The following is a 26,335-nucleotide window of genomic DNA, read 5'->3' as shown; positions in this document are numbered from 1 at the left end:
ATGTTCTCTTCAGGTTATTGCTGAGAAATATCATCCAGCGTCTGTTTAAATAGAGTGGTCAGGCGTTGTTTTTGGGCAAGATCATCGATTTCTGCCAGCGCCAAACGCCGCTCAAAGACTTCATTTACACTTAGCTCGGTAAGCGTTTCTTTATTTTGTTCTGACAGTGACCGTTGGCGAGCGCTTTTGCTGCGGCGTAGCAGGATGATCTCAACAGGCAACCCTTCACTGAGAGCCTGAATGCGTTTTTGGATGTCGTGCAGATAATCCTGGGTTGCGACTTCAATATCCAGCCAAACCGGGCGCTCTCCCTGATGTTCCTTGAAAACGTGTAATTGCTCTTCGATTTGTTTCAAATTACCACGAATAAGCTGCATAGGCTGATAATGTGGGATTGGTAACAGTGTGATGTTATCGAGTTTGCCTGATTTAAAGTCCACTAAGCAGACACTTTTTTCCTGCCCCACTTCATCAAAACTGAGTGGAATAGGAGAACCGCTGTAGCGGATATGCGTTGATTTACCGATGACTTGCGGGCGATGGATATGCCCTAGTGCAATATAGTCAGCAGGAGGAAATGACTGTGCGGGGAAGGCCTCTAATGTGCCGATGTAAATATCGCGAACGGAATCCGTAGTGGAAGCGCCCACCGTAGTGAGGTGACCAGTGGCGATAATCGGTAATGGCTGGCTGAGCTGTTCTCGTAATGCACAGGCTTGTTGGTAGAGCTTGTGATAATGCCCGGAGATGGCATCCTGTAGTGCCTGCTGTTTTTGTACGCCAGATTGCCCCGCCTGACTGGTCATGATATCCCGTGGCCGCAGATAGGGAATGGCACAGAGAATTGCCCCTGCATTGCCATCTCTGTTATTCAGAAGCTTTATCTGCTGTGTGATATCTTCAGTTTCAGCATTGGCAATCACAATGGTATTCAGGTAAGAGAGAAGGGATTTTGATTCGTTAAGTGTGGCAACAGAATCGTGGTTTCCACCAAGAATGACAAGCTGGCAGCCTGTAGGCTGTAATGCCACAATGAATTTGTTATAAAGTTCACGTGCGTAGCTGGGTGGCGAACCGGTATCAAAAATATCGCCGGCAATAATTAGTGCATCAACTTGATATTGCACTATTTTTTCAATCAGCCACTGCAAAAAATGCTTATGTTCAGCAGCGCGGCTTTTAGTAAAGAAATATTGGCCAAGATGCCAGTCAGATGTGTGAATAATTCGCATGATTTTCCCGCCCGTTACTTCCTTGCTTGTTGCAGGGGTTAATTATAATGGCAGTTTGAGGGATGTCCTGTGCAATTCGACATTCTTTACTGAATTTTCGAGCTACTTCGCATCCACAATGAAATATGACAAAGTTGCAAAATTTTCTTTGGGAGCCAGTTTGTCTCTTGCTAATTGAGGAGTAAGAGGTTTCATAAAAGTGTCATAAAATTGACTCATAATATTTGCAGCGAAAGTCACTAGCCTTAATGACATTAACGGAATTAACCATGGTTAAACGCATTTTGGTAGTTGAAGATGAAGTGCCGATTCGTGAAATGGTCTGTTTTGCACTGGAACAAAACGGTTATCAGACCATTGAAGCGGAAGATTACGATACGGCAATAAGACGTTTGTCTGAACCTTATCCTGATTTGGTATTATTGGACTGGATGCTGCCAGGAGGCTCTGGGATACAACTTATCCGGCAAATGAAGCGGGATAATAACGTTAAGGCGATCCCTGTCATTATGGTTACGGCTCGGGTGGAAGAAGAAGATCGAGTGCGTGGTTTAGATGTCGGTGCGGATGACTATATAACGAAGCCTTTTTCACCGAAGGAATTGATTGCCCGGGTTAAGGCTGTTTTGCGCCGCCTTTCACCTATAGAGTCGGAAGAGATTATTGATATGGATGGATTGGTGCTAGACCCATCATCCCACCGCGTTTCCAGTCATGGACAAGATGTGGAAATGGGGCCAACTGAATTCAAACTTCTCCACTTTTTTATGACTCATCCTGAGCGTGTTTATAGTCGTGAACAGTTACTCAACTATGTGTGGGGAACAAATGTTTATGTGGAAGATCGTACGGTTGATGTACATATTCGACGCTTGCGTAGGGCGTTGGAGATAGGGGATCACGCTAAGATGGTACAAACAGTGCGTGGTACGGGTTATCGCTTTTCTACCCGCTATTGATTGTTTGGAGTAAGGTCACGTGCTTGAGCGTTTATCTTGGAAAAAGTTGGTATGGGGGCTTGTGCTTTTTTGCTTGCCCGCTGTCATTTTGTCTCTTTTTATCGGTCAGTTAGCATGGTTGCTGGTTATTGCGCTATTTTTGGCCCTGATATGGCATGGCTATAATTTGCTGAAATTATCCGATTGGTTATGGCTGGATCGCAATATGTTACCGCCCGCCGGTCGTGGCGGCTGGGAACCTATCTTTTATGGTATTTATCAGTTGCAGCAACGCAATCGCAAACGACGTCGTGAACTCGCGTTACTCATCAAACGCTTTCGCAGTGGTGCTGAATCATTGCCGGATGCCATTGTGATAATGACCACGGAGGGCAATATTTTTTGGTGTAATCGTTTGGCACAGCATTTACTTGGGTTCCGCTGGCCTGAGGATAATGGTCAGCATATTTTCAACCTGCTTCGCTATCCTGATTTTAGCCGTTATATTACCGAGAATGATTTTTCCCACCCTCTGTCCATCGAATTGAATAATGGCAATATGATAGAGTTCCGCATTATGCCTTATTCTGAGAAGCAATTATTGATGGTCGCGCGCGACATCACCCAAAAACGACAGTTGGAAAATGCCAGACGGGATTTTTTTACCAATGTAAGTCATGAACTCAAAACCCCCCTCACTGTACTGCAAGGTTATCTGGAAATGATGGAGGATCAGGCGTTCGACAATAACGTAAACCAGAAAGTCATCGGTACGATGCGGGAACAAATACGAAGAATGGATGGTTTGGTGCAACAACTGCTGCATCTTTCCAAAATTGAAGGGGGGCCACAAGTGAACGTGAATGAAGTTGTGGATGTTCCCAACATATTGAAAGTATTGCAACGGGAAGTATTGCAACGGGAAGTATTGGTTTTGGGAAATGAGCAGTACGATATTGTGTTTGATATTGATGAAAAGCTGAAAGTGTTTGGTAATGAAGAGCAGCTGCGCAGTGCAATGTCCAACCTTGTTTATAACGCCATTAGACATACCCCTCCGGGCACAAGGATTGAGGTGAGCTGGCGAGATGTTTCCCAAGGCGCACAGTTCAAAGTGAAAGACAATGGCGGTGGAATTAGCGCGGAACATTTACCACGTCTGACAGAACGTTTTTATCGCGTCGATCTGGCCCGCTCACGTCAAACTGGGGGGAATGGGTTAGGTTTGTCGATAGTGAAACATGCTTTGCATCACTACAATACCCATCTTGATATTGCGAGTACTTTAGGGAAAGGCTCCGTTTTTAGCTTTTTATTGGCATCTCGGCTTATTGCCTCTGCCAAAAACCGTTTTATGACAAAATGATTTATGAGTTAGCATGAACAAAAAATGCGCGCGAGCGGAAAATGAACAAATCATATAGTGTGTATTCAATGATAGATAACAATAATAACTGATTTTAAAAACCAGTTCAGTACATTATTCTGGTTTTTGGTTTACTGCTTGCCTTTTAGCGCTATAAAAGTTTTACTTGGGGGCAGTTGTTGGCGATTCTAGCTGTTATTACTACTATCATTCTGTATCTTGCGATTATCAGTGAATATTATGTTGATCACTGACTGTTAAATCAGAATTCGGTCTCGCCAGTGAAAATTCAAGTACTTGCGATAGTTACTGTCGCAGATGCATTTCTTTTGGCAATAATACATTAGCAATCATTATGGCATACCGTTTATCATCTAAGGATATTTGGGCATTAGGTTTTATGACCTTTGCCTTGTTTGTTGGTGCGGGAAATATTATTTTTCCGCCTATGGTTGGCTTGCAGGCAGGAGAGAACGTTTGGATCTCAGCCGCAGGCTTTTTGCTAACCGCTGTTGGCTTGCCAGTCATTACTGTCATTGCGTTGGCAAAAGTGGGGGGGGGCATTGAAGCACTCAGTGCACCGATTGGAAAAACGGCAGGTCTGATTCTGGCAACTGTCTGCTATTTAGCTGTCGGCCCCTTGTTTGCAACCCCCAGGACTGCAACGGTTTCTTTTGAAGTGGGTATTGCACCACTTACCGGAACAGGTGATCTTCCCCTATTTATTTATAGTGTGATCTATTTTGCACTCGTGGTACTGATTTCATTGTATCCGGGCAAACTACTGGATAGTGTTGGCCATATATTGGCTCCAATCAAAATCGTAGCGTTAGCCATTTTAGGAATTGCGGCTGTGTTGTGGCCGGCAGGTGGCCCTGTTCCTGCTATTGAAACTTATCGGGAAATTCCGTTCTCAAATGGCTTTGTCAATGGCTATTTGACCATGGACACACTGGCTGCAATGGTATTCGGTATTGTTATTGTTAACGCAGTTCGTTCCAGAGGAATTGCGGCTTCTTCCCTGTTGACGCGCTATGCTATGTGGGCTGGCGTGATTGCCGGTCTTGGCTTGACGCTGGTATACCTCTCTTTGTTCAAACTTGGGGAAGGCAGTGGCACATTAGTGCCTACCGCGGATAATGGGGCTGCGATTTTGCACGCCTATGTCCAAAGCATTTTTGGTAACTACGGCAGTTTCTTCCTCGCGGTACTGATTTTCGTTGCTTGTATGGTAACTGCTGTTGGCTTGACGTGTGCTTGTTCTGAATTTTTCAGCCGCTATTTGCCATTATCCTATCGTACTCTGGTACTGATTTTAGGCACATTCTCCATGTTGGTTTCTAACATGGGCTTAAGCCACTTGATTAAGTTCTCACTTCCCGTACTGACGGCCATTTATCCTCCCTGTATCGTGCTGATATTACTGAGCTTTACAATCCGTTGGTGGAATAACTGCACCCGTATTTTGGCTCCTGCCATGTCTGTCAGTTTGCTGTTTGGGGTTTTGGATGTCATAAAAGTTTCTGGGTACCTCACCCATTTACTGCCTGAGTGGGCGAAGCATCTGCTATTAGCGGATCAAGGTTTGGCTTGGTTACTGCCTACTTTACTGACGATTGTTGTGTGCGCTATTTATGACCGCATCGTAGGAGGCGTAAAGCTCCCAAAGTATGAAGTGCAGCCTGAAGAGAAGTAGGAATGAAGTCTATTCATGATAAACATGGATAAGTGATGTTATAAGATGATAAAGGTGAGCTGTTGAAAGCAGCCCACCTTTTTTGCTGATTTGTGCTGGATTAATAACCAATGGCGGCACCGGCAGGTCGCCGTGCATCGTTAGCACCGTAGATATAGCCTTCACGGACAATACCTGATACGACTGAATCATTGCCTGACGATTGTGGAGTCACCCCAGCGGCACCTGGCAATCCAATCATGATTAATTCTGCTGCTCCCCAAGGTGTCTGTTCCACCATTTTGTAACCCATTTTTTCCAGTAAATTCAGTGTGTCTTTCGACAGGCCACGTTGTTCATAATAGACTTCGTCAGGTAGCCATTGATGGTGGATCCGTGGGCTATTGACGGCTTCTTGTGGCGGCATGTTGAATTCGATGATATTCAGGGCAGTTTGTAGTGTGATGGAGATAATGCGTGAGCCTCCCGGAGAACCTAAGACCAGAAAGATTTTATTACCCTTGGTCACGAGTGTTGGACTCATTGATGATAGTGGGCGCTTACCCGGGGCGATTGAGTTGGTTGCACCTTGTACTAGCCCATACAGGTTCTTCTCACCGACTTTAGTGGTGAAGTCGTCCATTTCATCGTTGAGGAAGAAACCAGTTCCTGGGGCAATCACGACAGCACCAAAACGTCCGTTGATGGTGTAAGTTGTTGATACTGCGTTCCCTTCTTTATCTACCACGGAATAGTGGGTAGTCTCTGGTTTTTCATGAGGACCAATGCCTGGCTGAATATTCACTGATGGGGTGGCTTTATTGGGTTGAATCTCTTTTCTGATTGATTCGGCGTAGCTTTTACTCAACAGTCGATCAAGCGGATTATTGATAAAAACTGGATCGCCCAGATAGGTATTTCTATCCATATAGGCGTGGCGCATGGCTTCTGTCAATGTGTGAATATAAGCAGCAGAGTTGAATCCCATGGATTTAAGATCGTAGCCTTCAATGACGTTTAATATCTCACATAACGTAACACCACCAGAGCTGGGCGGCGGAGAAGAGATGAATTTATAGCCTCGGTAACTACAGGTGACAGGAGCGGTTTCTGTGATGTGATAATTGGCGAAATCCGCTGCGGTAATAATTCCGCCTGATTTTTTTGATGCTTCTGCAACTAATTGGGGAATTTTGCCGTGATAAAAAGCATCAGGTCCATGTTTGGCAACCATTTCCAGCGTGTTGGCTAAATCGGTTTGAATAAGTCTGTCCCCGGGTTCGAATGGTGTGCCATCCTTGCGCAGGAAAATACGGGCAGCTTCTGGATCTTGAGCGAAACGCTTAACTGTGGTGTCCAGAATATCGGTATCGCCACGGGTCAGTATATAGCCTTCGCGTGCCAGTTTGATGGCCGGAGCCATGACTTGTTCGCGAGTTAATGTGCCGTACTTTTTCAATGCTTCTTCAAATCCCATCACTGTACCCGGTACAGCAATTGCTTTATAACCGTACAGGCTGGCACCTTTGATAACGTTTCCATTTTTATCCTGATACATATCAGCGCTGGCTGCGGCAGGGGCTGTTTCACGGAAATTAATGAAAGTATCTTTTCCATTGGCAAGATGGATGGTCATAAAGCCACCACCACCAATATTGCCACAGCAGGGATTAACCACTGCCTGGGCATATCCAACGGCAACCGCCGCATCAATGGCGTTCCCGCCCATTTTTAGAATATCGATGCCAGCTTGTGAAGCAAGGCGTTGTGAGCTGACAACCATACCTTGTTTAGCTTCAACAGCCAGCTCAGTGGCTGCATAAAGTGGGGTGGAAATAAGTAGGGATATAGCGACAAGTGTTATTTTCCATGCCTTGAACATGTGTTGTTCTCCTGAGAATAGGTCAACTGTTAATTAGTTTAGGTGTTTGTGGTGTTTTTGTTGCGAATGAGTGGTTCACCTTATCTAATGCTCAGGATTTTTAAAAGTAAAAAACCAGCCGGTTGGGCGGCTGGTTTGGAATGTTTCATAACATAATGTTATGAACTGATTGAATCCTAATGGGATTACAGCTTATCAGCGTTTTTGGTCAGGTATTTTGCTACGCCTTCAGGTGAAGCGCCCATACCTTCCTGGCCTTTCTCCCATTGTGCCGGACAAACTTCGCCGTGTTCTTCATGGAATTGCAGAGCGTCAACCATACGCAGCATTTCATCAATGTTACGGCCCAGTGGCAGATCATTAACCACCTGATGGCGAACAACACCATTTTTGTCAATCAAGAAAGAACCACGCAGAGCAACGCCCGCTTCTGGGTGCTCAATACCGTAAGCTTTCATGATGTCACGTCTGATGTCAGCAACCATTGGATATTTGACTTCGCCGATGCCACCTTCGTTGATTGAAGTTTTACGCCATGCGTTGTGAACGAATTCAGAGTCGAAGGAGACACCTACAACTTCAACACCACGTTTCTGGAATTCTTCATAGCGATGATCAAAAGCAATCAGCTCAGAAGGACAAACGAAAGTGAAATCCATTGGCCAGAAGAAAATAACAGCAGCACGGCCATTCAGGTGTTTTTTCAGATTGAAGTTATTAACAATTTCACCGTTACCGAGAACGGCGGCAGCTGTAAAGTCAGGGGCTTGGCGGGTGACTAAAACCATAATTGACTCCTGTGATTTTAAAAGGTGTTATGTAAAAACGGGTTACAGCATAAGGAATTAGGTTATAGCAATAAAGAATAAAATACCAATCGTTATAATAGTTTTTACCTATCAATAAACTGTTTTTAATTCCTTTTAGACTACATAAGATAAAGCTATTTGTGAAAAGTTCAAGATAGTTGCTACTCAAACAGATGCTTATTTGCTGCTAGTGACATCATTTCTGGATAGAACTGGCAAAATAGGGTTTCAAAATCAAGGTAATGATTTTCAATATCCTGATACGATCCTGCCAATGCAGATAATTTTGGGCGCCTGCGTGCCATGCTCTGCAAGACATTGGCGATGCATGACATATCGGCATAACGGATGAATAAGTTTTGTGACCAGAGGTAGTTGTTCAATTCCCGAAATTTTTCAGGGGTTGAAGCGAGATGAGGTTCTATATTGTGGCGGGCAAGATTGACAAATTCGAGCAAGGAGTAATTTTTTTCAAATTTGTCCCAATGCCGAGAAAGAAAGTGATCCCAGATGATATCAAGGGTAATGGGGGCGACGCGCCGATATTCGGGGCGAAATAATTTGCGAGCTTCCAGGACAAGTGGATGCTTGTCCGTCAGGCTGTCTACCCGACGGTGCATACGGATACCGGCTACAATATCAGAACAGAATGCGCCTTCTGGAGAGCCGCGGACGAAATCTGCCATCAAATTCCCCAGTAAGGAACTTTCCGCTAATGCAGCTAAATGAAGGTGTGCGAGAAAATTCATAGCGAGAGTATACCGTAAATAGTTAAACCAGGTGCTTCTTTGTTGCACACTTGCGCTTGCAGCACTAGACTAGTCCGCCTGTTTTTTTGAATGATACAGATAAAATGCGTGTCGCTGATTTTACATTTGAACTGCCAGAAGAGCTGATTGCTCACTATCCCCAGCCACAGCGAAGTGCTTGCCGCCTGCTTTCCCTTGATGGTGAAACAGGCAAGCTGGCACACGGTGTTTTTACTGATGTGCTGGAGAAGCTGGAAGCCGGAGATTTATTGGTTTTCAATAACACCCGCGTTATCCCTGCGCGCCTGTTTGGCCGCAAAGCGACGGGGGGAAAGTTGGAAGTTTTAGTCGAAAGGATGCTGGATAATAAGCGAGTGCTTGCTCACGTTCGTGCTTCCAAAGCACCGAAAGAAGGCGCTGAACTTATCCTTGGTGAAGCGGAGAGCATTAAGGCAACGATGCTGGCGCGTCATGATACGTTGTTTGAAATCCGTTTTGATGATGAGCGTGATGTATTGACCATTTTGGATCAAATTGGTCATATGCCTCTGCCGCCTTATATCGCTCGTCCTGATGAAGATGCGGATCGTGAGTTGTACCAAACTGTCTATAGTGAGCGTCCGGGCGCAGTGGCTGCACCGACGGCCGGATTGCATTTTGATGAACCCTTTTTGGCTGCCTTGCGTGCAAAAGGCATTGAGATGGCCTTTGTCACCTTGCACGTTGGTGCCGGTACTTTTCAGCCTGTGCGAGTGGAAACCATTGAAGATCATGTGATGCATGCCGAATATGCGGAAGTGCCACAGGATGTCGTGGATGCGGTGCTGGCATGTAAGGCGCGTGGTAATCGGGTTATTGCGGTAGGGACAACATCGGTCCGTTCGCTGGAAAGTGCTGCGAGAGCTTGTCAGGATGGGATTATCGCGCCATTTTTTGATGATACCCAAATCTTTATCTATCCCGGATTTGAATATCAGGTCGTAGATACACTGATTACCAATTTCCATCTGCCGGAATCCACCCTTATCATGCTGGTTTCTGCGTTTGCCGGTTATAAAAACACCATGAATGCCTACAAAGAAGCGGTAGCAAAAGAATATCGCTTTTTTAGTTATGGTGATGCAATGTTTATTAATCGCAATACAATGGCGGCAAAAGAACGAGTATTAAAAGAGTGAGTACCAGAAGAAACGGTGCTGAAATCAATTAAATATTTTGTAATAAAAGAGTTTAAAATCAAAATATTCTTCATTTCAGCCCCGCTGATTTGAATAATATCTAAACAAGCATCAGACTGTTTTTCTGATGTCTGGAGGTTAAGTGAAATTTGAGTTACAAAAGACGGATGGCAATGCCCGTCGTGGTCGTTTGATTTTTGATCGTGGCGTTGTGGAAACACCGGCATTTATGCCAGTGGGAACTTACGGCACGGTAAAAGGTATGACACCGGAAGAGGTGAAAGAAACGGGAGCGCAGATCCTATTAGGGAATACTTTCCACCTCTGGTTGCGTCCGGGGCAGGAAATCATGAAATTGCATGGTGACCTGCATGATTTTATGCAGTGGCAAGGCCCTATTCTGACTGATTCTGGTGGTTTTCAGGTTTTTAGTCTCGGCGCTATGCGCAAAATCAAGGAAGAAGGGGTTCACTTCCGTAACCCAATCAATGGAACGCCTGTTTTCCTCAGCCCGGAAAAATCCATGGAAATCCAGTATGACTTGGGTTCTGATATTGTCATGATTTTTGATGAATGTACGCCATACCCCGCTGATTGGGATTATGCGAAGCGTTCTATGGAAATGTCATTGCGCTGGGCTGCGCGCAGTCGTCAACGTTTTGATGAGCTGGATAATAAAAATGCCTTGTTTGGTATTATTCAGGGCAGTGTTTACGAAGATTTGCGTGATGTCTCCATAAAAGGGCTGGTGGAAATCGGCTTTGATGGCTACGCTGTAGGGGGATTGGCCGTCGGTGAACCGAAAGAAGATATGCACCGTATTCTGGAACATGTTTGCCCTCAGATCCCACAGGATAAGCCTCGCTATTTGATGGGAGTCGGCAAGCCAGAGGATTTGGTTGAAGGTGTTCGTCGTGGTATCGATATGTTTGACTGTGTGATGCCAACTCGTAATGCCCGCAATGGTCACCTGTTTGTGACCGAAGGGGTTATCAAAATCCGCAATGCCAAACATAAAGAAGATACATCTCCCCTGGATGAGCATTGTGACTGCTATACTTGCCGCAATTATAGCCGGGCATACCTCCATCACCTTGATCGTTGTAACGAAATTCTTGGTGCAAGGCTGAATACGATACATAATTTAAGGTATTATCAGCGCTTGATGGCTGGAATTCGTCAGGCCATTGAAGAAGGCAAACTGGAACAGTTTGTTGAAGCGTTTTATCAGCAGATCGGTAAACCCGTTCCGCCGTTAAATATATAATTTATCGTGACTAATCAGTCTCAATATGTGTAGCATATTGGGCTGGTTTTTGATCGAGCCACTGTCGATTTTAATAGCAATGTTCTCGACAGTCACATTTTCGATAACAATGAGGGAAATTTGATGAGTTTTTTTATTCTGAAGCTGCGGCAGCTGCTGGCGCATCAACGCAAGCTCAGGGAAGCCCATATTCTCTGATTATCATGCTGGTTGTTTTCGGTTTGATTTTCTATTTCATGATCCTGCGTCCACAACAAAAACGCACCAAAGAACATAAAAAACTGATGGATTCCATCTCCAAAGGGGATGAAGTGCTGACTTCTGGTGGTTTGGTGGGTCGTGTCTCTAAAGTGTCTGACACCGGCTATGTGGTTATTGCCTTGAATGACACCACAGAAATAACTGTCAAACGTGACTTCGTTGCTGCCATTTTGCCGAAAGGTACAATGAAGGCTATTTAATTTTCCGATTTTCCCGAAGGGAACTGCCGTGTTGAACCGTTATCCTTTGTGGAAGTATCTGATGCTGATCGCTGCGATCCTCATCGGTTTGCTTTATGCACTTCCCAACCTTTATGGTGAGGATCCGGCTGTACAAATCACTGGCGCGCGAGGCATCGCCGCCAGTGAAAAAACGCTGGACCAAGTCCGTAATGTTTTAGAAAAAGATCAAATCAAGAGCAAGTCCATTGCATTGGAAAATGGCGCAATTCTTGCTCGTTTCAATAACACTGATGTGCAGCTTCGTGCGCGTGAAGCGTTAGTTTCTGCACTGGGTGAACAGTATGTTGTCGCATTGAACCTCGCGCCTGCAACACCTGTCTGGTTAAGGGCAGTCGGTGCTGAACCGATGAAACTGGGTCTTGACCTGCGTGGTGGTGTTCATTTCTTGATGGAAGTGGATATGGAAACCGCGCTGGGTAAATTGCAGGAACAGAATATTGATGGTCTGCGCTCTGAACTGCGTGATCAAGGCATCCCTTATTCGACTATCCGCAAAACGGATAATTATGGCGTCGAAGTTCGTTTCCGTGATAACGATGCACGTTCTAAAGCAGAAAGCTATCTTGAACCTCGTCACCGTGATTTGGTGTTCTCTAATGAAGCCAACAGCACGCTGAAAGTGGTGATGAGTGATGAACGTCTGCGTGAAGCTCGTTCTTATGCAGTACAGCAGAACATCACTATTTTGCGTAATCGTGTCAACCAATTGGGGGTTGCAGAACCTCTGGTTCAACGCCAAGGTGCAGACCGCATTGTGGTTGAACTGCCTGGTATTCAGGATACTGCCCGCGCGAAAGAAATCCTGGGGGCAACCGCAACTCTGGAATTCCGTCTGGTCAATACCAGTGTTGATCAAAATGTCGTGCAATATGGCCGCATTCCGGCTGATTCAGAAGTGAAAGATACTCGTGATGGTAACCCTGTTGTACTCTACAAGCGCGTTATTCTGACGGGCGACCATATCACCGATTCGACCTCCAGTACTGATGAGAACGGTTATCCACAGGTGAATATTTCCCTGGATAGCGCTGGCGGCACAGCAATGTCTAATTTCACCAAAGATAATCTGCAAAAGCCAATGGCAACGCTGTTTGTGGAATATAAGGACAGTGGCAAGAAAGATGCCAATGGTCGTGCGATTTTGGTTAAGCAAGAAGAAGTTATCAACATTGCCACGATTCAGTCACGCTTAGGTAACAGTTTCCGCATTACCGGTATTAACAATCCGGCAGAAGCTCGTCAATTATCTCTGTTACTGCGGGCAGGAGCGTTGATTGCACCAATCCAGATTGTGGAAGAGCGTACGATTGGGCCAACTCTGGGCTTGCAGAATATTGAGCAGGGCCTTGAAGCGTGTTTGTGGGGCCTGATTGCTTCTGTCGTATTTATGGTGATTTACTACCGCAAGTTTGGTCTGATTGCGAGTTCTGCGCTGCTGGCTAACTTGGTGCTGATCGTTGGTATTATGTCCCTGCTGCCGGGGGCGACCCTGACCATGCCGGGGATTGCGGGTATCGTCTTGACGCTTGCCGTCGCCGTGGACGCGAACGTATTGATCAACGAACGTATCAAAGAAGAATTGCGCAATGGCCGTACGGTGCAGCAGGCAATTTACGAAGGCTATAAAGGGGCGTTCTCCAGTATCATCGATGCAAACCTGACTACGCTGATTACGGCTATTATTTTGTATGCAGTAGGTACTGGCTCTATCAAGGGCTTCGCGATCACCACCAGTATTGGTGTGGCGACTTCAATGTTCACTGCTATTGTGGGAACACGTGCAATCGTGAACTTGCTGTACGGTGGCAAGCGTATCAATAAGTTGTCAATTTAAGGAGCACGTTGTGGCACAGGATTATAGTGTTGAACAATTAAACTATGGGCGTAAAGTTATCGACTTTATGCGCTGGGACAACGTTGCCTTTGGGATTTCGTTCCTGCTGTTGATCACTTCCATCATTATGATGGGGACTCGTGGGTTTAACTGGGGGCTTGATTTTACCGGTGGTACGGTCATTGAGGTGAAGCTGAGTCAACCAGCGGATCTGGACAAGATGCGTGAGAGCCTGAGCCAGAATGGTTTCGCTGATCCACTTTTGCAAAATTTTGGCAGCAGCCGTGATGTGATGGTTCGTATGCCACCTGTGGAAGGTAATGCAGGGCAAGAGCTTGGCAATAAGATTATCTCGGTGATTAACCAGGATATTGATAAAGATGCCAAGGTTAAACGTGTCGAATTCGTTGGCCCAAGTGTCGGGAACGAACTGGCACAAACCGGAGCGATGGCGTTATTGATTGCACTGATCTGTATCCTGATTTATGTCGGTTTCCGCTTTGAGTGGCGTCTGGCATTGGGGGCAGTTATTGCACTGGCGCATGACGTGATTATTACATTGGGTATTCTGTCGTTGTTCCACATCGAAATTGACCTGACTATTGTTGCATCGTTGATGTCCGTTATCGGCTATTCATTGAACGATAGTATCGTGGTGTCAGATCGTATTCGTGAGAACTTCCGTAAGATACGCCGTGGTACGTCGTATGAAATCACCAACATTTCCCTGACTCAGACCTTGAGCCGTACCATCATGACTTCTGCAACCACCTTGTTGGTTGTATTGATGCTGTACATTTTCGGTGGTGAAATGCTGAAAGGTTTCTCACTTGTCATGTTAATCGGTGTTTCTATCGGTACAATCTCTTCTATCTATGTTGCTTCTGCACTGGCTTTGAAATTGGGTATGAAGCGTGAGCATTTGATCCAGCAAAAAGTTGAGAAAGAAGGGGCAGATCAGCCCTCTATTCTTCCTTAATTATTTGCATGATCGAGCACTGGTATTGCTTAAACACCCTGTGAGTACTTACTGACAGGGTGTTTTTCGTCATCACTTCAAGGTACACTGTTATCCCTTCGCTTAACTCTGTCAGGAAACGATATGCATTGCCCATTTTGCGCAGCCGTTGATACTAAAGTTATTGATTCCCGTCTGGTAGGGGATGGCTCACAAGTGCGCCGTCGCCGTCAGTGCCTGGAATGTCATGAACGTTTCACTACATTTGAAGTTGCGGAACTGGTGATGCCGCGAGTGATTAAAAGTGATGACATTCGAGAGCCTTTCGACGAAGAAAAATTGCGTCGTGGAATGCAGAAAGCACTGGAAAAGCGCCCTGTCAGCTCTGATGATGTGGAAACCGCAATTAGTCACATTAAGTCACAGGTACGGGCAACAGGAGAGCGTGAAATTCCGTCCAAAATGATCGGAAACTTTGTCATGGATGCGCTGAAAAAACTGGATAAAGTGGCCTATATCCGTTTTGCTTCTGTTTATCGCAGCTTTGAAGATATTCGCGAATTCGGTGAAGAGATTGCCAGACTACAAGATTAAACGTTGTAACTCTTACTAAAAACCATAACACGGATTAAACGCTATGACACTTGATGAAATATATATGTCCAGAGCGCTGGAGCTGGCGTATCAGGGACGTTTTACAACATCCCCAAATCCGAATGTAGGTTGCGTTATCGTTAAAGATGGGCAGATAATCGGGGAAGGTTTTCATGCACGGGCAGGCGAGTCTCACGCAGAAGTCCATGCCTTGCGTATGGCTGGTGAAAAAGCTAAAGGCGCTACAGCTTACGTTACCCTTGAACCATGCAGCCATCACGGTAAAACTCCCCCTTGTGCTGATGCTTTAATTACCGCAGGCTTAAGCCGTGTTGTGGTAGCGATGCAAGATCCCAATCCTCAAGTTGCCGGGCGTGGTTTGTATAAATTGCAGCAGGCCGGAATTACCGTTGAACATGGTTTGATGATGGAACAGGCGGAATCCTTGAATAAGGGTTTTCTTAAACGTATGCGTACAGGGTTCCCGTACCTGCAATTGAAACTGGGCGCATCATTGGATGGCCGAACTGCGCTGGCATCGGGGGAAAGTAAGTGGATTACCTCACCGGAAGCCCGTCAGGATGTGCAGAAATTACGGGCGCAGTGCAGCGCCATTTTGAGTTCCAGCGCAACGGTATTGGCGGATGATCCTTCCCTGACTGTCCGTTGGAATGAACTGGATGCGGAAACACAAGCGGTTTATCCGCAAGCATTGCTCCGCCAACCCATCCGTATCATTATGGATAGCCAAAATCGAGTGACGCCACAGCACCAAGTTGTCCGGCAACCAGGGGAATGTTGGTTAGCACGTACTAAGCAAGATCAGCAAAAATGGCCTGATAATACCGAACAGATTTTATTGCCAGAACATGGTGTCGGTGTTGATTTAGTGTTGCTGATGATGCAACTTGGAAAGCGTCAGATAAATTCTGTGTGGGCAGAATGCGGCCCTGCTTTGGCCGGGGCTTTATTATCGCTAGGGTTGGTGGATGAATTGATCCTTTATATCGCACCGAAAGTATTGGGAAATTGTGCCCGTGGATTGTTCGATATCCCTGAATTGCAAAAATTATCGGATGCGCCTGGATTTACTCTGTTTGATGTTCAACAGATTGGTCCTGATGTGCGTCTTCGCTTACGGCCGTGTTAAGTGTTTTGATTTTGGGATCGCCCTAAATCAAAAATCCTAAATCAAAAATAATGTGATAAGATCCGCGCCCCTGCGGATATGAATAAAGTATAAGGAAGGCTATGAACGTAATCAAAGGTGTTGTTGCAGCTCCTGAAGCCCGCATTGCTATTGCAGTTGCTCGCTTTAACAACTTCATTAATGACAGCCTGCTGGAAGGGGCCGTTGATGCGTTGGAACGCATCGGCCAGGTTTCTTCAGACAATATCACCGTAGTATGGGTGCCGGGTGCTTATGAACTGCCATTGACGGTCAAGGTGCTGGCGGAGTCCCAGAAATATGATGCGGTTATCGCTTTGGGTACGGTTATCCGTGGCGGAACAGCCCATTTCGAATATGTTGCCGGCGAATGTAGTTCAGGCCTGTCCAGCGTGGCAATGTCTAGCAACATTCCTGTTACATTGGGTGTTCTGACAACAGAAAATATTGAACAGGCGATTGAACGCGCCGGGACTAAAGCGGGCAATAAAGGGGCGGAAGCCGCCTTGACCGCGTTGGAAATGATCAATGTAATCAAAGCCATTAAAGGCTGAATTTTTTAGTTTTAATTAAGGGGAATTTTGTGAAACCTGCTGCTCGTCGTCGTGCTCGTGAGTGTGCTGTTCAGGCAATTTATTCGTGGCAATTATCCAAAAACAGCATTGCTGATGTTGAATTGCAGTTTTTGTCAGAGCAGGATGTAACCGGTGTTGATGTCACCTATTTTCGTGAATTGCTGTCCGGGGTAGCAGTCAATGCTACAAAATTGGATGCCTTGATGGCGCCTTATCTTTCCCGCCAGCTCGAAGAGTTAGGTCAGGTAGAAAAAGCCATCTTGCGCGTTGCGATGTTTGAACTAAGCTTTCGTGATGATGTTCCCTACAAAGTGGCTATTAATGAAGGCATTGAACTGGCAAAAACATTTGGTGCTGAAGATAGTCATAAATTCGTGAATGGGGTGTTGGATAAAGCTGGCCCGGCAGCACGTAAGAAAAAGTGATTGCTTGCCAGGAGTTCCCCATTTTAACTCGATGATTTTACACATGAGGCCGGATTTCCGGCCTCATGTACTCATCGTTGGTCACTTTTTGGAATTCTATTATGGCATGTGGTGAATTTGACCTCATTGCACGTTACTTCAATCGCCCTCTCAGCCGCCGACGTGATGTAAGTCTAGGGATTGGTGATGACTGTGCACTGATGACCGTTGCAGATAAGCAAGAATTAGCAGTAACAACGGATACGTTGGTCGCTGATGTCCATTTCCTTCCTGATATCTCACCGGAAGATTTGGCTTATAAGGCACTGGCTGTCAATATCAGTGACCTGGCTGCCGTTGGGGCAGATCCTGCTTGGGCATCATTAGCGTTAACGTTGCCTGAAGTTAATGAGGATTGGTTAAAACACTTTAGTGATAGTTTGTTTGAACAATTGAACTATTACGGTATGCAGTTGATTGGTGGGGATACGACAAAAGGCCCTATGAGTTTAACGCTGACCGTACATGGATTGGTGCCGTCTGGCAGGGCGTTACGTCGTGCGGGGGCAAAGAACGGTGATTGGATTTATGTCACCGGAACATTGGGTGACAGCGCAGCAGGGCTTGCTTTGTTGCAAGAGCGTCTGATTGTGGAAGATCCTGCGATCTACAATTGGCTGGTTAAGCGCCATCTCCGTCCCCAACCCCGTGTTTTACAAGGGCAGGCGCTGCGTGATCTTGCTTCTTCCGCAATTGATCTGTCCGATGGATTGATTTCTGATCTCAACCATATTCTGACAGCTAGCCAATGCGGTGCGCGTATTAATCTGGATACGCTGCCTTATTCAGAAGCGACGCAACAATATGTTCCTGCGGAACAGGCATTGAAATGGGCGCTGAGTGGTGGGGAAGATTATGAGTTGTGCTTTACTGTACCTGAGCTTAACCGTGGCGCGTTAAATATGGCATTGGCCCATTCGGGGGCAAGTTTTTGCTGTATTGGGCAAATCAGGCCAGAATCAGAAGGCATCCGCTATTTTAACAATAACGAAGAAATTGAGTTGGATCTGAACGGCTTTGACCACTTTAAAACGGATAAAAAACTGATAGTACCTTGTCCTGCTGCACACAAGGAAGAAAACGATCAAACGGAGGGAACGCATGGATGACGCAAAACGCCACTTAAAAATGAGTAATCCTTGGCATTTATTGGCTACGGGATTCGGTAGTGGTTTATCGCCGATTATACCCGGCACCATGGGTTCAGTGGCGGCGATCCCTTTCTGGTTGCTGTTGGTGCAGCTACCGACATGGGGAATTTGGTTGGTTATTGTGTTGGGAACTGTCATTGGTTGTGTGATTTGCCAGAAAGCGGCCGATGCCATGAAGGTGGAAGATCCCGGTTGTGTCGTTTGGGATGAATTCATCGGAATGTGGATCACGCTGATGGCGATCCCTGTGCTCAATTGGCAATGGGTTTTGGTTGGCTTTGTGGTATTCCGTATTTTTGATATGTGGAAACCGTGGCCGATTCGCTGGTTTGACCGTTATGTGAAAGGTGGTATTGGCATCATGCTGGATGACATTATCGCGGCAATCTTTGCGGTTATAGTCATCTGGTTACTGAATTTCTACCAACTGTTACCTTTCTAAGTTAAATAGCCACTGGGATTCAGGTGGCTATTTTTCGTTTTTCAGCTTGTTGTTCCGCCAGAGATGGTCATGTCTTTTTCATGCTTCAATGTTGACTCAATAGCGATTTTCAAGGCTGTTGTCATCATCTCTACAGGCATACTTGGCGCACCAGAATGTTTTATTGCCTGCTCAGGTAAATAAGGAACATGGATAAAGCCACCACGCACAGCAGGAGTACGTTGGTTTAAATAATGCAGCAAACCGTACATAACATGATTGCAAACGAAGGTTCCCGCAGTTTGGGATACTGTTGCAGGAATTCCTGCATTATTTAATTCATTGACTATCGCCTTGATGGGTAGGGTAGAAAAATAAGCTGTAGGGCTGTCGACAATGACAGGGGTATCAATGGGTTGTTGGCCTGCATTATCTGGAATACGGGCATCGTTAACATTGATTGCGACACGTTCTACGCTGATATTTGATCTGTTTCCAGCTTCTCCGACTGAAATTACTACTTCTGGTTTAATGTGTTCAATCGCCGCATAAAGCTGTTCCAGAGAAGTATCGAAAACACAAGGCAGTTGGCGAACGTCAATATTTGCATCCGCGATTTGACATCCCTGCAATGGTCTGACAGCTTCCCATGATGGATTGACGGTTTCACCAGCGAAAGACTCAAAAGCAGTGACGAGAATGGTTTTTGTGGCGATAGCTTTCATGACGGTTCCTTATTGTTGTTTTATAAGAAGAGTAGAAAATAGAGCAGGAATACATTGGTAAGTAATAAGACACATCCTGTGGGGATTTGTGCCTTGATGACAGCATTGCGGTCAGGCAACTCTAACAGGGCAGCAGGGACGAGATTAAAATTTGCCGCCATGGGTGTCATCAACGTACCACAATAGCCGGAGAACATACCAATGGCAGCCATAACGGCAGGATTGCCACCGTGCTGTAAGATCAAAATGGGAATGCCAATACCGGCAGTCACGATGGGAAAAGCCGCGAAAGCATTACCCATAACCATGGTCAGCAGAGCCATACCTAATACGTAAGCTGCCACGGCGATAAAGCGACTATCGACAGCGATATAACTTTCGGTCAGGTGGGCAATCACTGTGCCGACACCGGCAGTCGTAAACAGCAATCCGAGCGTAGCCAGAAGTTGTGGCAGGATGAATACGCAACCAATGGAGTCCAGCAGGCGGCGGGTCTCCTGTATTGGCTGTGTTATGGCATCACGGCTTATGCGTAATGCCATAATTAATCCTATCAGACAGCCGAGAGTAATTGAAAAGAGAGTCACCAGCGTTGCATGATTTCCCTCACCAAAGACTGCTTGTTGTAAGCCTGGAATGTGGTTAAACATCAATACGCCAATCATTGTGACAACGGGGATCAGCAAGACGGGAAAAAATAGTTGATTGCCAAGACGATCAGCGCCTTCCAGCCGTTGTTCTGGGGGGCGTTGATGATAATTTCCCAGCTGAACCCCACCAAACCCTGCCAATAGCGCCATAAGGACGACCAGCACACCGATACTAATATGGGCAATTCTTTGGGCATGGGCTTCATCGCTAATCCAGATAGCTATTATATGATGACTCCATTTCCCCATCAGGAAGATCAAACCGTAAAGTGCCCAGAATAGACCGGTCGTTAAACGGCGAGGGTTAGCAATATCCCGCCATGACATGATAGCGACAGCCAGCAAGAGCACTCCAGCCAGCACGTAGAGATACTGTAATTGAAACATTATTTCTCCTCCTTGCTGTGCAGTTTGATGTGATTCAAGGCATTCAATTCGTTGGCAATCCGGTAATCAAGGCGATATAACCGAACTGAATGGATGAGAAAAGCACAAATGGCGGTAGGGATCCCCCAAAGGGCGATATGCAGTGGTTCGGTGTGAATACCCCCTGATTCCAGCATGAAATTGTGCATAAAGATAATTGCCCCGAAGGCGACAAAAATATCCTCCCCAAAGAACAGACCGGTATTATCCGTTGCTGCGGACATAGCGCGAATGCGATGACGAACTGAATCCGGCAACTCTCCATATTGATTTTCAGCCGCCCCTTCTGCCATAGGAGCTAACAGGGGGCGAACCATTTGCGGATGCCCGCCTAAACTGGTTAAACCTAATGCGGCAGAGATTTCTCGTATAAACAGATAGACAATCAATAGACGCCCGGTTGTCGCCATTTTGATATGAGCAATGGATTTCTGGGCCCGTTCTTTTAAACCGTGTCTTTCCAATAGGCCAATGATGACTAAAGGAAACAGGATGGTCAGTGTCAAATTTAGGGTATTAACAAACCCAGAACCTAGTTTCTCCAAAATATCGGTTATCGGCATGTGAGCAGCCAATCCCGTGACAAGACCAGCAATGGTGACGACCAGAACCGGATTAAATCTGATGACAAAACCGATGATGATGACGGCGATCCCGATGAGGGGCCAAAAGTTGATGGTTTGCTGCATATTTTATTTCCCCATGAATAAATGTATTGTTGTTTTATTGTGGGTTTAGACTGTATTTATTGTTAATGCATTGTTTTCATGTTGTTGAACAATAAATAAACTTCGATTAACAAATAAGCAAATAAAATTCGCAATGGATTGTAAAAGTGGAATGTAGATCACTTCTTGGATGAAAAAGCGTTTATTGGATGAGAAGGTTTTGCTAAACGGATTGGAAACCAAAAGGGATAAAACCGATATCTGTGATACCATACGGGCATTAAATATCGGCACTAACGTGGTTACTATACCAATCTGACTTCAAGATACGTGTGATGTCTCCCCCGCGGAGCGGGGAGACATCAAGTTTCATAGCGTGTTGTAAATTGCAACTTGAAGTTTAATGCGTATATAACTATTGTGCTTTTAAAAAATACTGATTATTTAATTTGCAATAATTACACTTCGTTTGCAGTAAAACGCTTTACCCACAACAAGACCAGTACTAATACTGTCAGTGGCAAGCCGTGGAATATTAGAATGACAATGGGAGGTGGATAGAACGGGGCGACCAGCAACATTCCTATCCCAAAGCCCGTCATTTGTAACAGAGTCAGTAAACTGAAAATTGGCAAACGTAAATTTTCCGGTTCACTTTGTGCCCGTGATATTAGGCTCACTTCCGCGATCCCGTCACCTATTCCTGCCCAGATTGCGAATAGCAGTAGCCAGAATACACTGCTTTGTTGGAAAGTGAGGATAAACCCAGTCGACATCAGAGCGACACCGATAAAGAATAGTTTCTCCATCTTCAACAGATTGCGGCTACGCAGCCGGTAACTAGCCAATCGCGCGCCTCCGAACTTTCCTATCGCCCATGTTGCCAGCAGTAATCCCATCGTGGTACTGGCGTTATCGGGGGTAAGCAGTTTTGAAATGATGGGAAAACCGACGTTATGGGCAGCGCTACCCAATGTATCTGCCAGACTGAGAAATAGCATACCTGCCAGCATGGGCGCACCGCGCAACCCGTGGCGCAATTCACGCCACTCGTTACCCAGTTCTCTTGATATTTTCAGCTCTGGCAAGGAGAGAAAACGAAGGGGCATAATCAGGATCGCCGCCAGCAGATAAGTCATGATATTGACGGTAAATACTATTTCATAACCACTACTTGCGACCAAAAGTCCCGATACAAGGCTGCCAAATACGGCTCCTGTGGCAGCGACAGAGGTAAGCCAGGAATTAGTTGATATACGTTGGGAAGCATGAACCCAATATGGCAGTTGACTGTTTAATCCGATAGCAAACATTGAATTACCTAAGCCAATGCCGAAGGCGATCACCGGTAAGATCAGTAGCTGCTGTGATGCGGGGATCAACAATAATAGGGACAGTAAAATGACACGTACCAGATCAAAAAAAACCAGCGGCCATCTGCCTGTAAATCGTCTGAAAAAAGGGGTTCCGATCAAGCTGGCAATGATACCGCCAGCAACACGACAGGCAAGAAAAATACTGACGTGCATGACGCTATTACTGAGCAGATAAACATAAGTGGAGAGGGCCACCATATTCAGGAATGCACCAAAATCGGAGACGAACCGAGCACTGACGATCAATAAGGCATTAAGGCTAGAACAACGCAAACCCAAACTATTTTCCTGGCTTGGCATGATTATTCGCTCACTTATTATTTAGGCAATTGTCGGAAAGTTACCAGCAATAGATCTCGAAATGCTGCATTTGTAGAAGATACTTGTCGAACACTGCTTGCCCGATGATAAAGTCGTTTATCATTTATTGCGAGTGTTTCAAGAAAATGCTCCATTGCGGTGTGTAGCAAGGGCGGAGCTTCATGGGCGGTTGCGTGAACTTCGGAAATCACCGGCTCTGTATTGTGGCTTTGGATAAAGTGCATAAAAATCCAATGCTGACCATCCTGATGAATCCCGGAGGTTGTCGGACTGTCTTTACCGGCTTGCGCTTTTACCCGAAATTGGTGAATATCAATCGCATAGTGATGCTTTTTCGTTAATTGGTCACCTAAAATCGCTATATCTGTTGCAAGGATATGCTGCATGATGGGATGAGTAATAAAGGTTTCTTTAACATAGCTGAGTTGATTGGAACCTTTTTTGTACTCAATGTCATAGGTAACGGATGAATGATATTCATTGTCCCGATTTAGTTGAAGTGGATTCTCTTCATCAGGGTGGTAATAATAGCGCAGGATACGTCTTTCCCTATGGGTATAGTCTTTAAAATTTTGATCTAAAACCAATTCATTCCAATAATCTTTAAAGGTTTTTATTTCTTCTGAATCACGGGAAATAAGTTCACTGAAATGTGGAATATGGCAATAGTGCTCATTCATCAAACGTGCCGATATATTTGCAATTTGCATATCCTGACTACTTTTTGGTGTTGGGTTAATAATGGGATAAACGTGTTCTAACATTTCCTGGTGTAATGAGTAGGCATCGGACGCATCGTCTACTTTTGCCCAGCACCTGAGCAAGTAATGTTCTTCAGTTTCTGCGTTGATATAGTAATCAGTGGGTTGGGAAATACACTCGATCACGTTTGGATGGTTTTTCATGTGTTCGATGTTTTTAATACCCCGAAAGTGCCCGCTCTTGTCTGGGTACATAGCTAACATCGAATAATGCTGTTTAGCCGCTGTAGCCCGTTGTTGGGCGAGGCTTATCTGTGTATCAATGTCTTGTCCCTGCAAGAGAATGGAGAGATATAGCTGGTATGGATCGAGCCCTGCGATATCACGGAAGGATGAATTTACAAAGAGTCCACCAAGGCGTGGATTAATTTCAATCACTATCGGGCCATCTTTGGTCATACGAAATTCAAGATGAGCAATGGCATAGTTCAATCCAACGGCTTGTATGCAGGCTCTGGCATAGTCCCTAATCTGTTCCTGCTCAACAGGAGAAAATGATACAGGGGGACAAATCAGCAAGTTTTCCAGTACGGTGTTTTCTTTTTCTGTCAGGATCAATTTTTCATTGATCAGCACCGGATGTATTTTGTTCTGGCTGATAACACATTCGACAGTGCCTTCCACGCCATCAAGGTACTCTTCCAATAGCAGGCTTTTGCCCGGTATGTTGATATGTTTCTCACCCGCTAAAGTGAAACACTCCTGTTTATTTCCCATAAAATCGATATAAATCGAGTGGTCATAGTGGGTTGTAAATGCGTGATAATGTGCTTTAAGTTCAGACCAATCACGGCATTTTTTGATGAAGACTGAAGCTGCCCCAAATGGAGGTTTTGCAATTAAGGGATAACCAATTATTTTAGCTTGTGAATAGAGTTCCTCTTCGGTATGGCACAAGGCATGGTGTATTGATCTGACGCCATATTTTTGTAGTGCCTGGCGCATTAAGAACTTGTTGTTACAGGTTGCAATCGCAGAAGCAGACGTATTTGGCAAGCCAATATTGCGACAAACTTCTGCAACAATGCAGCCAACTTGGCCGTAAGTAGACGCATGGCCTGCATAACACAAAATACCTCGTAATCTATAGGTTTGTTGCAAAATGGCGACAAGATCCTGTAAGGCATCTTGTGTCAGTGACTCTAAGTAAAAAACATCATCGCTATCTATATAAAGACGCTCTGTGTGCTGGCGTCCTTTCAGCGCTGCCGTTAGGCAACTCATTCCCATTTTTTTTGCTGCAGTGAAATGGGCTTCACGATATTTATAGCGCGGAATTTGGGCATCATCGATATCAACAAACAAAATCGCATTTGGTTTCATTTGGCATCCTTGAAATAAATAGGTTTTATCATTCGCTGAAAATAATAAGTAAATTAATTATCTAGCCATTCACATTGTTCTTGTTGCCAGTTGATAAATCGGTAATAACGTTTGCCGTTTATGGATTCAAAATAAGGTATTTCTTCCGGATTAGTGAATAAAGGCACGGTGAATTTGCCTTTCATATGTGGCAGAACATATTCCGGTAAAGCGATATTGGAAACTCGACGCTTGAGTTTACTCATGATAGCAATGGCATCATGGATTGAGGCTTTGTATTCTGAGGAGCCGGGAGAGAAAGGCATAAAATGGTAGAGATAGTAAGGTTTAATCCCTATGCGATATAAATCGATAAACAGTTTATGGAGGATTTCTTCTTTGTCATTGATGCCGCGTAGGAAGGGCATATTGGAAAAAACAATCGGTACGACACTCTGGATGCGGCGCACGGCAGACTGAAATTCTTCACTTAACTCAAGTGGATGACAGATATGGACACCAAAGGCGTTAACACGGTGTTTTTTCAGTGTTTCGATTAACGCATTGGTAATACGGTAGGGATTGAATGTCAGAGCCCTGGAATGAACGCGGATTAACAGGTCTTCTCTGATTTCTCTGATAGCAGACAGCGATTCATCCAATTTGTTATCTGTCAGCATCAAGGGATCGCCACCGCTCAGAATGACCTCTTCCACAGAGGGGGTATTTTTGATGTATTCAAGGGATTGTTGGAAGGAAGTTCGGCCAGCGTTTGATTTACCTGAATCAACTTTCAATGTTCTTAGAGCTTCAAAGCAAAATTGACAGTAGGAGTTACAGGCATTAACCATGCGCAAGATCACCCGATTGTCATATTTATGCTGGCAGATGGGAGTTTTCATTTCATTATTAAGTTCCCAATTTTCAGATTCCCCATCATAGCCATTGGACTGCTCTTCACGCCAAAATGGAACCACTTGTCGCCAAAGTGGGTTTGTCGTGATATCGCCTGATTGGTTGGTGGCTAATATCCGGCGGAGATAATAGGGAGTTATTTGTATTTTTTGGCCTTGCAAATTTTGCTGAATACGTTGAGTTATTTCCTCACTCCATCCACCACAGGCGATACGTAAAGATTTTTCATCACGTAATGCGTTTTTTTGTTGCCAACGCCAATCAGTCCAGTTTTCATTAAAGTCATAAAGGCGTTGTTGTGAATTAGATATGGTATTGATATTATCCATCATTATTCCTTAATATTTATTAGTCTTATTTGATGTTTTTTATTACTTTTTATTTTTTATTGCTATCGTAAGCAAAGAAAATAACCATTTAAATAGCA

General features: G+C 45.1%; 23 protein-coding genes and 1 pseudogene. 14 read left to right on the top strand and 10 right to left on the bottom strand.

What is annotated here, in order from left to right; all coding sequences use genetic code 11:
- Positions 1 to 14: 14 nt before the first annotated feature.
- A complete protein-coding gene (gene sbcD / locus ACSJJG_RS16430) occupies positions 15 to 1,232 on the bottom strand; it encodes an exonuclease subunit SbcD (protein WP_481089928.1) in 1,218 nt (405 codons plus the stop codon).
- Positions 1,233 to 1,501: 269 nt separating this feature from the next.
- On the opposite strand from sbcD, the gene phoB reads away from it, so the two are divergent.
- The 3 genes from phoB to brnQ all read left to right on the top strand — a co-directional run bounded on the left by phoB (position 1,502) and on the right by brnQ (position 5,232).
- Positions 1,502 to 2,191, top strand: a complete 690-nt coding sequence (phoB, locus tag ACSJJG_RS16425) for a phosphate regulon transcriptional regulator PhoB (protein WP_481089927.1) — start codon at positions 1,502 to 1,504, stop codon at positions 2,189 to 2,191.
- Positions 2,192 to 2,210: 19 nt separating this feature from the next.
- Positions 2,211 to 3,536, top strand: a complete 1,326-nt coding sequence (gene phoR, locus ACSJJG_RS16420; protein WP_481089926.1) for a phosphate regulon sensor histidine kinase PhoR — start codon at positions 2,211 to 2,213, stop codon at positions 3,534 to 3,536.
- Between the two features lie 355 nt (positions 3,537 to 3,891).
- The gene (gene brnQ, locus ACSJJG_RS16415; protein ID WP_481089925.1) at positions 3,892 to 5,232 is read left to right on the top strand and encodes a branched-chain amino acid transport system II carrier protein; all 1,341 of its coding nucleotides are present in this window, start codon (positions 3,892 to 3,894) and stop codon (positions 5,230 to 5,232) included.
- Between the two features lie 100 nt (positions 5,233 to 5,332).
- On the opposite strand, the gene ggt is transcribed toward brnQ, so the two are convergent.
- The 3 genes from ggt to ACSJJG_RS16400 all read right to left on the bottom strand — a co-directional run bounded on the left by ggt (position 5,333) and on the right by ACSJJG_RS16400 (position 8,651).
- Positions 5,333 to 7,093 (bottom strand): gamma-glutamyltransferase, encoded by a 1,761-nt coding sequence (ggt, locus tag ACSJJG_RS16410; protein ID WP_481089924.1) that lies wholly within the window; start codon positions 7,091 to 7,093, stop codon positions 5,333 to 5,335.
- A gap of 185 nt (positions 7,094 to 7,278) precedes the next feature.
- The gene (locus ACSJJG_RS16405; protein ID WP_481089923.1) at positions 7,279 to 7,881 is read right to left on the bottom strand and encodes a peroxiredoxin C; all 603 of its coding nucleotides are present in this window, start codon (positions 7,879 to 7,881) and stop codon (positions 7,279 to 7,281) included.
- A 182-nt stretch (positions 7,882 to 8,063) separates the two neighbouring features.
- Positions 8,064 to 8,651, bottom strand: coding sequence for an acyl carrier protein phosphodiesterase (locus tag ACSJJG_RS16400; protein ID WP_481089922.1), 588 nt, complete (start codon positions 8,649 to 8,651; stop codon positions 8,064 to 8,066).
- Positions 8,652 to 8,755: 104 nt separating this feature from the next.
- Between ACSJJG_RS16400 and queA the strand changes: the two genes are divergently transcribed.
- From queA to pgpA, 11 genes and pseudogenes are all read left to right on the top strand, one after another.
- On the top strand, positions 8,756 to 9,829 hold the full coding sequence (gene queA, locus ACSJJG_RS16395) for a tRNA preQ1(34) S-adenosylmethionine ribosyltransferase-isomerase QueA (RefSeq protein ID WP_481089921.1): 1,074 nt from the start codon (positions 8,756 to 8,758) through the stop codon (positions 9,827 to 9,829).
- A gap of 142 nt (positions 9,830 to 9,971) precedes the next feature.
- On the top strand, positions 9,972 to 11,096 hold the full coding sequence (tgt, locus tag ACSJJG_RS16390; protein WP_481089920.1) for a tRNA guanosine(34) transglycosylase Tgt: 1,125 nt from the start codon (positions 9,972 to 9,974) through the stop codon (positions 11,094 to 11,096).
- A gap of 128 nt (positions 11,097 to 11,224) precedes the next feature.
- Positions 11,225 to 11,557: pseudogene (gene yajC, locus ACSJJG_RS16385) on the top strand (preprotein translocase subunit YajC); the annotation flags it as partial.
- 28 nt (positions 11,558 to 11,585) lie between these two features.
- The gene (gene secD, locus ACSJJG_RS16380) at positions 11,586 to 13,433 is read left to right on the top strand and encodes a protein translocase subunit SecD (protein WP_481089919.1); all 1,848 of its coding nucleotides are present in this window, start codon (positions 11,586 to 11,588) and stop codon (positions 13,431 to 13,433) included.
- 10 nt (positions 13,434 to 13,443) lie between these two features.
- Positions 13,444 to 14,412, top strand: a complete 969-nt coding sequence (gene secF / locus ACSJJG_RS16375) for a protein translocase subunit SecF (protein WP_481089918.1) — start codon at positions 13,444 to 13,446, stop codon at positions 14,410 to 14,412.
- Between the two features lie 123 nt (positions 14,413 to 14,535).
- Positions 14,536 to 14,985 (top strand): transcriptional regulator NrdR, encoded by a 450-nt coding sequence (gene nrdR / locus ACSJJG_RS16370; protein ID WP_092510219.1) that lies wholly within the window; start codon positions 14,536 to 14,538, stop codon positions 14,983 to 14,985.
- A 43-nt stretch (positions 14,986 to 15,028) separates the two neighbouring features.
- A complete protein-coding gene (gene ribD / locus ACSJJG_RS16365; protein WP_481089917.1) occupies positions 15,029 to 16,135 on the top strand; it encodes a bifunctional diaminohydroxyphosphoribosylaminopyrimidine deaminase/5-amino-6-(5-phosphoribosylamino)uracil reductase RibD in 1,107 nt (368 codons plus the stop codon).
- Between the two features lie 101 nt (positions 16,136 to 16,236).
- On the top strand, positions 16,237 to 16,707 hold the full coding sequence (gene ribH / locus ACSJJG_RS16360; protein WP_348987191.1) for a 6,7-dimethyl-8-ribityllumazine synthase: 471 nt from the start codon (positions 16,237 to 16,239) through the stop codon (positions 16,705 to 16,707).
- A gap of 29 nt (positions 16,708 to 16,736) precedes the next feature.
- Positions 16,737 to 17,153, top strand: coding sequence for a transcription antitermination factor NusB (gene nusB, locus ACSJJG_RS16355; protein ID WP_047766861.1), 417 nt, complete (start codon positions 16,737 to 16,739; stop codon positions 17,151 to 17,153).
- A gap of 101 nt (positions 17,154 to 17,254) precedes the next feature.
- Positions 17,255 to 18,301 (top strand): thiamine-phosphate kinase, encoded by a 1,047-nt coding sequence (gene thiL / locus ACSJJG_RS16350; protein WP_481089916.1) that lies wholly within the window; start codon positions 17,255 to 17,257, stop codon positions 18,299 to 18,301.
- Positions 18,294 to 18,785 (top strand): phosphatidylglycerophosphatase A, encoded by a 492-nt coding sequence (gene pgpA / locus ACSJJG_RS16345; RefSeq protein ID WP_481089915.1) that lies wholly within the window; start codon positions 18,294 to 18,296, stop codon positions 18,783 to 18,785. Before thiL ends, pgpA begins: the two co-directional genes overlap by 8 nt.
- Positions 18,786 to 18,826: 41 nt before the next feature.
- Here pgpA and pcp read toward each other — a convergent pair whose 3' ends face one another.
- The 6 genes from pcp to ACSJJG_RS16315 form a co-directional block, all read right to left on the bottom strand.
- Complete coding sequence (gene pcp, locus ACSJJG_RS16340; protein ID WP_481089914.1) at positions 18,827 to 19,489, bottom strand: pyroglutamyl-peptidase I; 663 nt, start codon at positions 19,487 to 19,489, stop codon at positions 18,827 to 18,829.
- A gap of 20 nt (positions 19,490 to 19,509) precedes the next feature.
- Positions 19,510 to 20,529: a DUF979 domain-containing protein gene (locus tag ACSJJG_RS16335; protein ID WP_481090462.1), complete on the bottom strand. Its 1,020-nt coding sequence runs from the start codon at positions 20,527 to 20,529 to the stop codon at positions 19,510 to 19,512.
- A complete protein-coding gene (locus ACSJJG_RS16330; protein WP_481089913.1) occupies positions 20,526 to 21,254 on the bottom strand; it encodes a DUF969 domain-containing protein in 729 nt (242 codons plus the stop codon). Before ACSJJG_RS16330 ends, ACSJJG_RS16335 begins: the two co-directional genes overlap by 4 nt.
- Before the next feature lie 437 nt (positions 21,255 to 21,691).
- Positions 21,692 to 22,909: an MFS transporter gene (locus ACSJJG_RS16325; protein ID WP_481089912.1), complete on the bottom strand. Its 1,218-nt coding sequence runs from the start codon at positions 22,907 to 22,909 to the stop codon at positions 21,692 to 21,694.
- A 17-nt stretch (positions 22,910 to 22,926) separates the two neighbouring features.
- Positions 22,927 to 25,014 carry a 2OG-Fe dioxygenase family protein gene (locus ACSJJG_RS16320; protein ID WP_223281627.1) on the bottom strand — a complete coding sequence of 696 codons (2,088 nt, stop codon included), beginning with the start codon at positions 25,012 to 25,014 and terminating at the stop codon, positions 22,927 to 22,929.
- Between the two features lie 53 nt (positions 25,015 to 25,067).
- The gene (locus ACSJJG_RS16315; RefSeq protein WP_282885589.1) at positions 25,068 to 26,240 is read right to left on the bottom strand and encodes a KamA family radical SAM protein; all 1,173 of its coding nucleotides are present in this window, start codon (positions 26,238 to 26,240) and stop codon (positions 25,068 to 25,070) included.
- Positions 26,241 to 26,335 lie beyond the last annotated feature (95 nt).

Source organism: Xenorhabdus sp. SGI 60 (assembly GCF_056632175.1).
Note: the sequence above shows the minus strand (reverse complement) of the source record. Positions and strands in the feature narration are given on the sequence as shown.

Coding starts and splice junctions, on each gene's coding strand:
- ACSJJG_RS16400 (WP_481089922.1), bottom strand. CDS start 8,651: ATGAATTTTCTCGCACACCTTCATTTAGCTGCATTAGCGGAAAGTTCC.
- pgpA (WP_481089915.1), top strand. CDS start 18,294: ATGGATGACGCAAAACGCCACTTAAAAATGAGTAATCCTTGGCATTTA.
- ribD (WP_481089917.1), top strand. CDS start 15,029: ATGACACTTGATGAAATATATATGTCCAGAGCGCTGGAGCTGGCGTAT.
- phoB (WP_481089927.1), top strand. CDS start 1,502: ATGGTTAAACGCATTTTGGTAGTTGAAGATGAAGTGCCGATTCGTGAA.
- nrdR (WP_092510219.1), top strand. CDS start 14,536: ATGCATTGCCCATTTTGCGCAGCCGTTGATACTAAAGTTATTGATTCC.
- ACSJJG_RS16320 (WP_223281627.1), bottom strand. CDS start 25,014: ATGAAACCAAATGCGATTTTGTTTGTTGATATCGATGATGCCCAAATT.
- ACSJJG_RS16315 (WP_282885589.1), bottom strand. CDS start 26,240: ATGATGGATAATATCAATACCATATCTAATTCACAACAACGCCTTTAT.
- thiL (WP_481089916.1), top strand. CDS start 17,255: ATGGCATGTGGTGAATTTGACCTCATTGCACGTTACTTCAATCGCCCT.
- queA (WP_481089921.1), top strand. CDS start 8,756: ATGCGTGTCGCTGATTTTACATTTGAACTGCCAGAAGAGCTGATTGCT.
- ACSJJG_RS16405 (WP_481089923.1), bottom strand. CDS start 7,881: ATGGTTTTAGTCACCCGCCAAGCCCCTGACTTTACAGCTGCCGCCGTT.
- ACSJJG_RS16330 (WP_481089913.1), bottom strand. CDS start 21,254: ATGCAGCAAACCATCAACTTTTGGCCCCTCATCGGGATCGCCGTCATC.
- brnQ (WP_481089925.1), top strand. CDS start 3,892: ATGGCATACCGTTTATCATCTAAGGATATTTGGGCATTAGGTTTTATG.
- ggt (WP_481089924.1), bottom strand. CDS start 7,093: ATGTTCAAGGCATGGAAAATAACACTTGTCGCTATATCCCTACTTATT.
- sbcD (WP_481089928.1), bottom strand. CDS start 1,232: ATGCGAATTATTCACACATCTGACTGGCATCTTGGCCAATATTTCTTT.
- ribH (WP_348987191.1), top strand. CDS start 16,237: ATGAACGTAATCAAAGGTGTTGTTGCAGCTCCTGAAGCCCGCATTGCT.
- pcp (WP_481089914.1), bottom strand. CDS start 19,489: ATGAAAGCTATCGCCACAAAAACCATTCTCGTCACTGCTTTTGAGTCT.
- ACSJJG_RS16325 (WP_481089912.1), bottom strand. CDS start 22,909: ATGCCAAGCCAGGAAAATAGTTTGGGTTTGCGTTGTTCTAGCCTTAAT.